Below are 12,350 nucleotides of genomic sequence, written 5' to 3'. Positions count from 1 at the left end.
ACTGGTATTTAAAAATATTATCATGAAAACAGGACTATTATTTACCGGGTTACTTTGTCTATTTTTTGCTACTACTGCTTGTGATAGTGATGATAATAACACGGATTATATATTAAAAAACAGAGAGATTACTATTACTTCTAATGTAATTTCTTCTGATTTTGTTGGAAATGGAGCGCAATGGGGTGGTTACGATATGGTTCCTACTTGGTTGGGAACAGAAAGCTTAAGTGAAGCAGATTGGAATACACTTTTTCAGCGAATAGACTTTATGCGTCCACCTTTTTTACGAATCATGACTGGTGCAGGCTGGTCTTACGATAACAATGGTACTTATGATGAGACGGCTAAAACTGCTTCACTTTTTAAAATGTTAGACTATGCACAGAGCCGTAATATTGAAATTACTTACGGTGAATGGGGACATGAATCTAAGGGTTCTATCAGCGATATTGATATGGATTGGGTTGCTAATTCAGTTAAGTTTTTGGATTATTTAGTGAATACAAAAGGCTTTACCTGTATTAAAACTTTGAATATTATTAACGAGCCTAATGGTGATTGGTCTTCGGTAAAGGGAGATTACAACATTTGGAAAAATGTTCAAGATGCTTATGTGCTTGAAATGGCAAATTACAATTTATCGGGAGTTCAATTAATGGGACCTGATGTTGCTGTATTTGAGAGTACTAATCAAACGGATTGGATTGCGAAATCCAGTGCCGATTTAGGTGAGCATATTGGATTGTATAACCTTCATGTTTATCCAAAACAATTGATCGTGCGTAATGGTGATTATACCGAAATGCTTCAGGCTTATCGTGATGCAACTCCTGCCGATAAACGTATTGTTTTAGGAGAGGTTGGATTTAAATATACTGAAGTTGATGCTGAACTTAAAGCACAAAATGAAGCTGCTATTGAAGCTGACCCTTATGCAGGTGAAGATTCCAATATGATGATTTATAAGGCTTTTTACGGTATTGATATGGCTGATGCTATTATTCAATCAATGAGAGCTGGATTCTCGGGTGCTTTGGTATGGAGTATGGATGATGCAATGTACAATAGTCCTGATGGTGGAAATTATCAATCGGAAGCATTAAAGCGTTGGGGATTCTGGAATATCTTAGGTGAAGAACATTGTGGTGATGCTGAAGATGAGGCAATTCGACCTTGTTTCTACCCAGTTTCTTTATTGTGTCGTTATTTTCCTGCTGGAAGTGACATTTACAGTATTGAACTGCCTAACAAAAAAGGAGTTCGTGCTATAATGGGAGCCAAAGATGGTAAATACACAATTGCTTTGGTTAATTCTCACTATAGTACCTATCCAATCAATCTAAAGTCAGATTTTATTTCGGGTATAACAATGAATAAATACAGCTATAAATCAAATGCTGATGGTTCATTTGTTGGAACAGTAGATGAAAATGGTTTTGCCGTACCTGTAGAAAAGAGTATAAATCTTGATTTCAGCAGTGGTGTTGAAATGACATTAGAAGGAGAATCATTCATTTTGTTCACAAACATGGACTAATATAATTTTAGTAGCTAATTTACTTATTGAATATAGGTCTTGCAGATATTGACTTTTGCGGAGGTGGGGCATTGAAAGGACAGGCTGCTCATACGCAGAATAACTTTTAGTAAGACGGAGAAGCTGAGAACTTGTTCGAAGATCACTTCGCCGCACTTAAAGTTTTCAAGTAGGAGTAGTTTGGGCTTACCCGTCCTAGATTCTTTGCTTACTTTCTGATCAATGCAGAAAGTAAGAGCCATGTGGCTTGAGCAGTTAAAACAAATAGTAAATAATAGCTATAGATGGAATAACAAATATCAAAAATAATTTAAACAAGATACAGCTAAGAGAGGTTGATAAGTAGGAAATGACTGACAGCTGTAAGTTTGTTACTAATAATAAAAACATGAAATTAATAAAACACCCAAATAATCCCATCTTAAAACCACATGCTACAAATTACTGGGAAAACCTAGTGGTTTGCAATCCTGGGGTTTGGTACGAAAATGGTAAGTTTACCATGTTGTATCGTGCTGCTGGTGATGATGAACAACATTACATTCGAATGGGTACGGCGGTAAGTGAAGATGGAGTGAATTTCGAAAGAGTTTCTGATGAGCCTACTTTTGGGCCAAGTGTTGATGGGCCAGATCAAGGAGGTGTTGAAGATCCTCGTATTGTAAAATTCGGAGATGAGTTTTATGTAACTTATGCATATCGTCCTCATTATCCAGGTCAGTATTGGAAATTTGCACATGATGTAATTCTTCTTCCTGAAGTAGGTACAGATTCTCCTGCAGTAATGAAAGATAATATTGCAAATTCAGGACTTGCTGTAACCAAAGATTTTAAAAATTGGCGTCGTTTGGGTCGAGTGACTGATACCAATTTAGATGATCGTGATGTAATTTTATTTCCAGAGAAAATTAATGGGAAATATGCGATGCTTCACCGTCCTAAACAATGGGTTGGAGAAGAGTATGGATGCGATACGCCTGCAGTCTGGATTCGTTTTTCGGATGATTTGATGGTTTGGAATGATCCGAGTACATTGCTTATTTCAGGTATAAAAGGCACTTGGGAAGAGAAAGTTGGTGGAAGTACGCCACCTCTAAAAACGGATGAAGGATGGTTGGTAATTTATCATGGGGTTGAAAATGGCGGAGAAGGTCATTATCGAGTTGGTGTTGCTTTGTTAGATCTCGAAGATCCTACAAAAGTGATTGCTCGTGCTAGCGATTGGATAATGCAACCAGAAGAAGACTACGAGATGGAAGGTTTCTATAAAGGATGTGTTTTCCCAACAGGAAATGTAATTGTTGACGACACATTATACGTATATTACGGGGGGGCCGATAAGTATATTGGTTTAGCAACTTGTAGTGTAAAAGAAATTCTCAAATTCGTTAAGAAAGGATAGTTTGGTTAGTAGATTAGGATTGAATTTTTCTTGCTTGATATTAATTCAAGATCAAGGAAAATTCATTTCTTATAAATGGTAGCTTAATCTTTGTTGAAAAGATGAGGCTGTGTTTCAAGTGTTTTTAGAAAGTAAAAATAGATACAAATGCAAAACAGATTTTTTCTGATTCTGATTTCGATACTATTTTTTTCTTGTCAGCAACAAGGGAAAAATGTTATTCGTATTCACCCCGATCAAATTATTTCGACTGATTTTATTGGAAATGGCGTTCAGTGGTCGGCATATCCTCATGCCGATACTGAGAATGCTGAATGGGGTAAATTAATGACCGATGAAAAATGGGATATGAACTTCCAGAGACTGGACTACATGCAACCTAAATTATTTAGGGTGTTTGATCAGGCAAATTGGAGATACCTTGTTGGATTTGAAAAAAACGGAGAACCTATTCTTGATTTTTCAACGCCTGAAGTCAAAGCTGTTGAGAAAATTTTGAAGTATGCACAAGAAAATAATATAACAGTACTATTGGGCGAAGTGGGTACGCCTTATAAAGTACATGATTTAAATGAAGGTCATTCAGATAAATTTTCAGGAGCAGATGATCCTAAATGGATCAATGGTATTGTTGAATATTTGGATTATTTGATCAATACCCGCGGATATACATGCATTAAACATTTCAATTTTATCAATGAGCCAAATGGTGATTGGTCGAGTGTAAATGGGGATTTTAAAAAATGGCGTGCTGGGGTTGAATTATTGGCTGAAGGTTTAAAGGCTAAGGGACTAGATAGTTTGGTTTCTATTGCCGGACCCGATGCTGTTACGCGTTACGATAATCCAAATTCTACATATACAGGTTCGGGTTGGGTTGAAGAAACTGCAAAACAGCTCGATGATATTGTAGGTATTTATGAAGTACACGATTATACTGAATATGATTTGGTTAGAAGTGGTGGTTTTGAGGAGTATCATGGTACAATAGCCAAATTTGCAAAGCAAATGAACAAACAAATCATTTTTGGAGAACTTGGTTTTAGCCGTAATGGTAAGGAAAATCAGGAAGCTACCTTGAAAGATCCTTATGCTTGTGAAGATAGTCAAATGGATGTTTATAAATTCAGTTACGGGATTGATATGGCTGATGCCGTAATTCAATCCATGAATGCTGGTTATTCTGGAGCAGCAGCATGGGCTTTGGACGATGCAATGCATACTTGTGGTGATTTGGGTAACAAAAATGAGTTGAAGAGATGGGGAATGTGGAACAGTTTGGGTACCGAAATTTGCAATGATCCAGCTGATGAAAATATGAGACCTTGGTTTTATTCGTGGTCATTAATTTGTCGTTACTTTCCAACTGGTAGTTCTATTATTAAAACAGATAGTACAGGAATTGAAGGCCTACGTTTAGTTACTGGTATTTATGGTGATGAAATTACTGTTGCAATCGTAAATAATTCAATGGTTGATAATAAAATTTCGATTGCTTTACCAAACTCAAAAAACTTTAAAAAATTCCTTTACGTTGACGGAGAAAGAGCTATTGATTCTAATGGATTTCCAGTAGCAAAAGAAACCGACATCAAAGTAAAAGAAGTAATGGAATTAAATGTTCCAGCTAATAGTTTTATACTATTAACAACATTAGAATATTAATATTATCACGATAGAGTGCATATAGGTAAGGTGTTTAAATAACTTGTTGTCGAGATTTTACAAGTCTCTTATCTAAGATCTCATATCTAAAAATTTATAAAATGAACATTAGTACAATTGATATTGCAATTCTTGTTGCTTTTATCATCGGAATTATCTGGTGGGCGCTTAAGAATGGAAAAAGTCAGGATTCTACCTCCTACTTTTTGGCAGGAAGGAACATGACTTGGCCTGTTGTTGGGCTTTCCTTATTTGCTGCAAGTGTATCCAGTTCAACATTAATGGGTCACTCTGGAGAAGGTTTTATTACAGGAATTGCAGTTTTTAACTACAACTGGATTTCTGTTTTGGTGATGGTATTCTTTGCCTTGTTCTTTCTGCCATTCTATATTAAATCGGGTATTTTTACCATGCCCGAATTTTTAGAGAAACGTTTTGATAAACGTTCAAGATATTATTTTTCATTCATTACCATTTTTGGAAATGTATTTCTGGATGCGGCGGCTACATTGTATACCGGAGCTTTGATTATCAAACTGATTTTTCCGGAGGTTGATATGTTTTGGATTATTGTGATTATGGCTGCCGTTGCTGGATCGTATACTATTATTGGTGGACTTTCTTCAGCAATTAATGCCGATATGATTCAGGCATCAATTCTAATTATTGGTTCAGGTATTCTTTATTTTTATGCTTTGGACGAAATTGGCGGCTGGGAAGAATTGTTCAGTCGTTTTGGTGATGGTGTATGGTTGAAATTAACTCGTCCTATAGATGATCCTACTGTACCTTGGTTAGGAATGTGGATTGGAATTCCAATTTTAGGATTCTATTTTTGGGCAAACAATCAGGTGATGGTGCAACGTGTTCTTTCTGCTAAATCAATTGATCATGGTCGAAAAGGTGTATTGTTCGTTGGATTTCTATACTTGTTTACTTTATTCATTTTCATCCTTCCTGGCTTAATCGGACGTGGAATTAATTTGTTTGGAGTAGAAAACCTACCTACTGAAATTATCGACGGAAGTACATTGAAATCAACTTTTGGAATCAATACCGATCAGGTTTACCCTCGATTAATCGTAAAATTATTACCTGTTGGTTTAATCGGATTGATTTTGGCTGCTATGATTTCTGCTTTAACATCCACATTAAGTGCAACCCTAAGTTCGGTTTCAACTTTGTTTACCATGGATTTTTATGCTCGATATGATAAAAAGGCAGATAGTAAAAAATTGGTGAGGGTTGGTCGAATTACCTCATTGGTTGTGTTGGTATTTGCTGTTGCTTGGGCACCATTTATTGCCAATTTCGACTCCTTGGTTTCATACTATCAGGAAGTTGTTTCGTATTTGGCGCCTCCAATTGTAGGGACGTTTTTTTTAGGTTTATTCTGGAAGCGTTCTAATGAGTTTGGTGCACTTTGGGGCTTAATTTCAGGAATATTGGTTGCGGCAATTCTTATGATTTCAAAATATGGATTGGATATTGCTATTCCATACCATTTCTTATTGATCGCTCCTGTAGTCATGATTTTTAGTATGAGTATCAATGTAATTGTAAGTTTACTGACTCGATTACCAGATCCTGAAAAAGTAGCCAAAAATACATGGACCATTAAAATTTGGCATGAGGAAACAGAAGAATTAAAAGGGATTGTTTGGTATAAGAATTTTCGAGTATTGTCACTTCTTTTGGTAATTGCATGTTTTACCATGTATTTCATTTTTATTTAAAAATTAGCATATAGTTAGATTAATGTGGTTAAACAAAACGGTTTGCTTCAATTGGAACAAACCGTATTTGTATTTTTAAATTAAGCTCTAAAAATTTATTCTAATGAGAAAATCAATTATTTACGTTATAAGTTGTTTAGTAATAGTTTCAAGTTTTGGATGTAAGACTACGCCATCAAAATCAGCAGAAGAATTGAAAAAAGATAATTTTCACATTTATTTGTGTTTCGGACAATCAAATATGGAAGGTTCGGCTACTATTGAAGCGCAAGACACCACTGTTAATCCTCGATTCAAAATGATGTCACCTATGGATTGTGCTGATTTTGAAAGAAAAAAAGATCAATGGTACGATGCAGTTCCGCCTTTGAGTCAATGTTGGTCTGGTCTTTCGCCGGCAGATTACTTTGGTCGAACAATGGCCGAAAAACTTCCTGAGAATATCACAATTGGTGTAATTAACGTTGCTATTGGTGGTTGCGATATTAGATTATTTAATAAGGATATTTACCAAGATTATACAAATACTTATCCTGAGGCGTGGTTTGGTGATAAAATTAAGGCTTACGGAGGAAATCCTTATGCACGTCTTATTGAGATGGCAAAATTAGCGCAGAAAGATGGAGTAATTAAAGGAATTCTATTGCATCAGGGAGAAACAAACCAGGATGATGAGGAGTGGCCAAACTATGTGAAAACCATCTATGAAAATATGCTTGCCGATCTTTCTTTAGATGCAAAATCGGTTCCATTATTGGCAGGAGAAGTAGTTGGAGAAGATCAGGAAGGTGTTTGCGCTAGTATGAATCCGATCATTAACAAATTACCCGATTTTATTCCTACTGCTCATGTAATTTCTTCAAAAGGCTGTACGGTGAGAGAAGATCATGTGCATTTTAATTCAGCAGGAGTTAGAGAAATGGGGAAACGGTATGCTGATAAAATGCTGACTCTACAAGGACTGAAATGAAGAAATTAATTATCATGTTATTGTGTAGTGTTAGCAGCCATGCTATGACGCAAGACTTTGGGGTAGTACCTAAAGATTCTATTATTTCATGCGAAGTAGTAGGCAATAAACAAGTTGAATTTAAGGTGTGCGCATCCAAAGCCGAAAGCAGACTTAGGAGGCTATCAGTGCCGCATTCTAGCTAACAGTTTTAAGGATAAAGATTCAAATAAAATATCAGGAAGAGAAGCTATAGCTGTATTTATGATGCCATTAAAAGCTGCCTTTTTTGCCCTGAATGAAGAGCTACCACGCGGAGGAATTACAAAACGTTACTATTAAACCACTAAAACGAATGCGTCGTTTGCATGTATCGACACCAGCAGGTTTCGAGAAATCGAAGGCGAAATTACCCATCTTGTATTTGTTGTATGCAATGAAAAAATAAATAATAATATGAATAGACTAATCTTGATAATGATTTTATGTGCTAATCTTTCTACCTACGCTCAGAAAGCAAGCACTATTGATGATAAACAGTTTGTAGAATATCTTACGAATTCATTAGAAAATGCTGAAATAAATAAGGAAAATAGAAATGCTGTTTTTAAAACATCAAGAAATTACTGGAAGGGTAAAAAAATAGATTACAACCTACATCCTGAGAAGTACGAAAAAGCAATGTCTTTATATCACGAAAATCAAGAAAAGTTTAAAGAATTGAAGAATGTTCCAAATAAAAAAAGGAATAAGAGGATTGAAGATGCTGTAAAAAACTTTCAGAATCTTGATGATAGAAACACATTTTCAAAAAACTCAATCTTATTTGTAGGAAGTTCTAGTATTTCTGGTTGGAAAACTTCAATTTCATTTCCTGAATTCTACATTATCAATAGAGGAATTGGAGGAATGAATATGCACGAAATAATATATTACTATGATATTTTAATTAAAAAACACGCCCCTTCAGTAATTGCCATTTATTGTGATATTGATATTGAACAAGGGAAAACTCCTGAAGAATCCGTTAACACATTTAAAGAATTAACAAGAAAAATAAAAGCTGATTTCCCTAAAACAGTTATATTATTGCTTTCTATGAAACCCGTAATAGTTGATGATTTTATAGGCAAAGACATCCGTAAAAATAAAATGATTACAAATGCCCAACTTTTAAAATTCAGTAATGACGAAAATAATATTGAATTTGTAGACCTTGCATCTCCAATGTTAAATGCTGAAGGGAAATTAAAGACTGAAATTTTTATTGAAGATGGAATGCATTTAAATAAGTTAGGTTATGCTATTTGGAATCCAATAATTAGAAATGTTTTACTAGAAATAACTCAGTAAAAGCAAAGCACACAACTAATCTAATAAAACACAAGAATGAAATTAATACGATACTTCATATTCGCTTTAACATTCCTATTTATCCAATCGGTAGATGGGCAAAAGTTTGTTCAGGTTAAGAATGGGCAGTTTATAAAAAATGGTCAAATATATAAATATATCGGAACCAATTTCTGGTATGGAATGAACCTTGGGGCATTCGATAAGGAAAGATTGGTTCGAGAACTGGATCGTTTGAACGAATTGGGTGTAAAAAACCTACGTTTAATGGCTTCATCAGAAGGAAATGCTGATGGAGAATGGAGATTACAACCCTGTCTGCAAACTGAACCTGGAGTATTTAATGAGGAACTTTTAGAAGGCTTAGATTTTCTCTTGGATGAAATGCAAAAAAGGGAAATGCTAGGTGTATTATGTTTAAATAACTTCTGGCCTTGGTCAGGCGGCATGTCACAGTACGTTTCTTGGGCAAACAATAACGAGGCAATTCCTTTTCCGCCCCCTGCAAAAGGTGGAGATTGGAGAAAATATCAGGAATATTCAGCTCAATTTTACACCAACAAAAAGGCTTTAGCTTATTTTAATGATCTAATTGAACTGCTTGTCAATCGAAAGAATACGGTCAATAATATCGCTTATAAAAATGATCCTACGATTATGGCTTGGCAGTTGGCCAATGAGCCTGAAGGAATCAATCAAGAAGAAGCTTATCGAAAATGGCTTCATGGAACTGCGAAGTACATTAAAAGCTTGGATTCAAATCATTTGGTTTCAATAGGGAGTGAGGGAAATACACCTTTTCCACAGACAAGTAACAATTTTGAAAAGGATCATCAATCTGAGTACATTGATTACTGTACTTTTCATCTGTGGATACAAAATTGGGGATTGTACGATCCACTAAATCCTGAAGAAACATACAAAACGGCTATCGTAAAAGCAGATCAATACATTAAAGATCATGTTGATATTGCAAGCAAGGTTTTAAATAAACCAATTGTATTGGAAGAATTCGGAATTTCAAGAGATTTTAATAATTATGAAACCAATGCCCCAACTCAGTATAGAGATGTTTACTACAAATACATATTTGATAAAGTACTAACACTCTCGAAAGAAGGTAATATGGCCGGAGCCAATTTTTGGGCTTGGGGAGGCGAAGGAAGACCAAGGAATCCTAAAGCTGTTTGGAAAACTGGAGATGATTTAATTGGTGATCCTCCACATGAGTTTCAAGGTTGGTATTCTGTCTATGATACCGATGAGAGTACTAAGTCAATTATTAAGAAATATTGCAAGTTAATTTCAGAATAATAGAAATTAAAATAATAAATTCTATCCATACGATTAGCTTAAAATCTATTAAAGTCCTTCAGTTTGAATGGTTTTTCTTGTTTTTTTATTAAAAAAGGAATGAATTGATGCAAACGATATAAGAGTAAAGCCCTTTAAATATGAAGGTTTACAACAGTATCGATTGGATCAAAATACCTACCTTTGTGGCATAATTAATATTCCCACCTATAAAAAAAGATGAGTCGCCTATGATCAATGAAGTTGTAAAAGTACATGATAAGTTTTCTGTAGAGATAAAAATGGGCTATGAGCCCCGAAAAGATCGCAAAGTGAATGAATTGTCAGTTAAAACCTGGTTGTTTGTTCCAAGTAGTTTGGATATTAATTCATCTACTTATCAGAAAGAAGACTTTTACAATGATTTTAATTCTAATATTCGTTTAATTACACCACCATATCTGTTAAGAGATATTGCCTTGGGAAATCATTCGGTATTTAGATATTTAGAAGATGCATTTCAGGAGGTAGCCAATCATCCAACACAAAAAAACGAAAACAATTACGAGTATCATATTCGTATGTTTCATACCATTTTGCGCTCTGCTTTGCGCAAAGAAATACAGCATATTATTCGTAATGAACAAAGCGACGATCGCAAATATTTAATAGGAGAATGCATTGCCAATATGAAAAAGATTGGACAGCGTTATCGCGATTTACGCAGAATTGTAAATGTGCCTACCATTCGCAAGGAAATGTTCGATTACTACTTGTTTGGCGATGAGTTTATGAGTAATCAATTCGAAGAATATTCTCTTTATTTGTATCGGGGATTGCGAAAATTACATCACTCCGATTTTGAGCAAAATAAAACTGCAATTTTAGAGCTGATAAGAGTTGAAAATGCCTACAAACGCAGCAAAGGTTATTTGGTGGTAGAGGAAAAGCCAAACGATAAAAACAGATGGTTTGTGCATCGCAACGGAGCATTCAGAAAATACTTTGAAGGACAGTTACTGCTTACATCGCGTAAGAAAAAGGAAGGTGTCTTTATAATGCAGCTTTTGTATAGCTTGGCAGCAGGTTTGGCAATGATATTTGGTGCAACCCTAACTTTTATTTTTCAGAAAAGTTTGGGCACATTTACTATTCCTTTGTTTGTAGCTTTGGTAATTATTTACATGTTAAAGGATCGTATTAAAGATTTGAGTCGCTTGTATTTGGTGGGAAAAATTAATAAGCGCTTTTTCGATCATAAAACTGTTATTCAGGTAAAAGGAGATGAGAAAATTGGTTGGTGCAAGGAAAGTTTTGATTTTGTTCGCGAAGATAGCGTCCCTTTACGAGTGATGAAACATCGCGATCGTTCCAGAATTATCGATGTGGAAAGTCGAGGAGTCGGAGAAAAGATTATTTTTTATCGCAAGTTACTTCATCTCGATCAAAAAGCGCTTGATAATTCTTATGGGAACTATAATATTACAGGCGTGGTAGATATTCTTCGTTTTAATGTCTCGCGTTTTATTCAGAAAATGGATAATCCTGAAATTCCTTTGTACTATTTAAAGGATGATGACGAATTTGAGAAAATATCCGGAGAAAAAGTGTATTTCGTGAATATGGTTCTTCGTTTTAAGCTCGACGATCAGACTTCTTATCGCCGTTATCGAATAATTTTTAACCGACGAGGGATTAAGAAAGTGGAGAAGGTATAAGCTAGTGTTAAAAAATCCGTATAATTAATAGTTCAATCGATATGAAAAAGAAAACAATAGTAGCTCTTGTGTTACTGTTTTTGGGTATTGTCTTGTCGGGCTCTGTTTTTGTTTATCAATTTAAAGAAGAGGTGTTTAACTGGAAATTTTACACTTCTTTTCTGGGCATATTAATTTTTGGAATATTGTTTCTATCTTTTCTTCGTTTGGCTATTGTTAGGGGTAAATGTGATGATAAATTGATTTAAGCTTATTTTTGTAAGCTTATGAAAATGAACATGTGTCTGATATTAACAAATTAGTTGCTTCGATTAAATTATATTTAATCAATAAATTTATTAATAATTTCTAGAAGCAATTTTTTATTAATTGGTTTAGTGATATAATCGTTACATCCTGCTTCAATTGCCTTTTCTTTGTCACCGCGCAATGCATAAGCAGTTTGAGCAATTATAACTAGATCTTTATTAAATTTTCTTATTTCTGTTGTTGCATCGTGGTCATTCATTTTTGGCATTTTAATATCCATTAAAATGAGATTGATTTATTAAATTCAAACTTTTATTAAGATACTATGAATTTATAACTTTTCTAGTATTATTATTTAATCGAAGTAGATATTGAATAAGGTAAATTGGAACAAGTGATGTTTTAATCTATTCTTTGCTTATTTTACATTTGATTTAATTGTATT

General features: G+C 34.6%; 11 protein-coding genes. 10 read left to right on the top strand and 1 reads right to left on the bottom strand.

The features are described from left to right. Positions 1 to 22: 22 nt before the first annotated feature. The 10 genes from ACT3CE_RS15140 (at position 23) to ACT3CE_RS15095 (ending at position 11,904) form a co-directional block, all read left to right on the top strand. On the top strand, positions 23 to 1,540 hold the full coding sequence (locus ACT3CE_RS15140; protein WP_444710610.1) for a hypothetical protein: 1,518 nt from the start codon (positions 23 to 25) through the stop codon (positions 1,538 to 1,540). 388 nt (positions 1,541 to 1,928) lie between these two features. Further along, positions 1,929 to 2,942: a glycoside hydrolase family 130 protein gene (locus ACT3CE_RS15135; protein WP_444710609.1), complete on the top strand. Its 1,014-nt coding sequence runs from the start codon at positions 1,929 to 1,931 to the stop codon at positions 2,940 to 2,942. 147 nt (positions 2,943 to 3,089) lie between these two features. Next, positions 3,090 to 4,607 carry a hypothetical protein gene (locus ACT3CE_RS15130; RefSeq protein WP_444710608.1) on the top strand — a complete coding sequence of 506 codons (1,518 nt, stop codon included), beginning with the start codon at positions 3,090 to 3,092 and terminating at the stop codon, positions 4,605 to 4,607. Between the two features lie 101 nt (positions 4,608 to 4,708). Then, entirely contained in the window at positions 4,709 to 6,343 is a 1,635-nt protein-coding gene (locus ACT3CE_RS15125) for a sodium:solute symporter (protein ID WP_444710607.1), read from the top strand. Positions 6,344 to 6,446: 103 nt separating this feature from the next. Then, complete coding sequence (locus ACT3CE_RS15120; RefSeq protein ID WP_444710606.1) at positions 6,447 to 7,313, top strand: sialate O-acetylesterase; 867 nt, start codon at positions 6,447 to 6,449, stop codon at positions 7,311 to 7,313. Positions 7,314 to 7,427: 114 nt separating this feature from the next. Next, positions 7,428 to 7,634 (top strand): hypothetical protein, encoded by a 207-nt coding sequence (locus ACT3CE_RS15115; protein ID WP_444710605.1) that lies wholly within the window; start codon positions 7,428 to 7,430, stop codon positions 7,632 to 7,634. Positions 7,635 to 7,769: 135 nt separating this feature from the next. Further along, on the top strand, positions 7,770 to 8,645 hold the full coding sequence (locus ACT3CE_RS15110) for a GDSL-type esterase/lipase family protein (protein WP_444710643.1): 876 nt from the start codon (positions 7,770 to 7,772) through the stop codon (positions 8,643 to 8,645). A gap of 36 nt (positions 8,646 to 8,681) precedes the next feature. Next, entirely contained in the window at positions 8,682 to 9,959 is a 1,278-nt protein-coding gene (locus ACT3CE_RS15105) for a glycoside hydrolase 5 family protein (RefSeq protein WP_444710604.1), read from the top strand. A 230-nt stretch (positions 9,960 to 10,189) separates the two neighbouring features. Beyond that, positions 10,190 to 11,656, top strand: a complete 1,467-nt coding sequence (locus tag ACT3CE_RS15100; protein WP_444710603.1) for a hypothetical protein — start codon at positions 10,190 to 10,192, stop codon at positions 11,654 to 11,656. 41 nt (positions 11,657 to 11,697) lie between these two features. After that, positions 11,698 to 11,904, top strand: a complete 207-nt coding sequence (locus ACT3CE_RS15095) for a hypothetical protein (RefSeq protein ID WP_444710602.1) — start codon at positions 11,698 to 11,700, stop codon at positions 11,902 to 11,904. Between the two features lie 74 nt (positions 11,905 to 11,978). Here ACT3CE_RS15095 and ACT3CE_RS15090 read toward each other — a convergent pair whose 3' ends face one another. Next, on the bottom strand, positions 11,979 to 12,185 hold the full coding sequence (locus ACT3CE_RS15090; protein WP_444710601.1) for a response regulator: 207 nt from the start codon (positions 12,183 to 12,185) through the stop codon (positions 11,979 to 11,981). Positions 12,186 to 12,350: the final 165 nt, after the last annotated feature.

This window comes from Marinifilum sp. RC60d5 (assembly GCF_052400665.1).
In the GTDB taxonomy this organism is placed as follows: Bacteria; Bacteroidota; Bacteroidia; order Bacteroidales; family Marinifilaceae; genus JBQTGK01.
The sequence above is the reverse complement of the archived record's forward strand: the minus strand, read 5'-3'. Positions and strand labels throughout refer to the sequence as shown.

Excerpts from the sequence above, each read along its gene's own strand:
- ACT3CE_RS15140 (WP_444710610.1), top strand. The coding sequence starts at position 23 with ATGAAAACAGGACTATTATTTACCGGGTTACTTTGTCTATTTTTTGCT.
- ACT3CE_RS15135 (WP_444710609.1), top strand. The coding sequence starts at position 1,929 with ATGAAATTAATAAAACACCCAAATAATCCCATCTTAAAACCACATGCT.
- ACT3CE_RS15130 (WP_444710608.1), top strand. The coding sequence starts at position 3,090 with ATGCAAAACAGATTTTTTCTGATTCTGATTTCGATACTATTTTTTTCT.
- ACT3CE_RS15125 (WP_444710607.1), top strand. The coding sequence starts at position 4,709 with ATGAACATTAGTACAATTGATATTGCAATTCTTGTTGCTTTTATCATC.
- ACT3CE_RS15120 (WP_444710606.1), top strand. The coding sequence starts at position 6,447 with ATGAGAAAATCAATTATTTACGTTATAAGTTGTTTAGTAATAGTTTCA.
- ACT3CE_RS15110 (WP_444710643.1), top strand. The coding sequence starts at position 7,770 with ATGATTTTATGTGCTAATCTTTCTACCTACGCTCAGAAAGCAAGCACT.
- ACT3CE_RS15105 (WP_444710604.1), top strand. The coding sequence starts at position 8,682 with ATGAAATTAATACGATACTTCATATTCGCTTTAACATTCCTATTTATC.
- ACT3CE_RS15100 (WP_444710603.1), top strand. The coding sequence starts at position 10,190 with ATGATCAATGAAGTTGTAAAAGTACATGATAAGTTTTCTGTAGAGATA.
- ACT3CE_RS15095 (WP_444710602.1), top strand. The coding sequence starts at position 11,698 with ATGAAAAAGAAAACAATAGTAGCTCTTGTGTTACTGTTTTTGGGTATT.
- ACT3CE_RS15090 (WP_444710601.1), bottom strand. The coding sequence starts at position 12,185 with ATGGATATTAAAATGCCAAAAATGAATGACCACGATGCAACAACAGAA.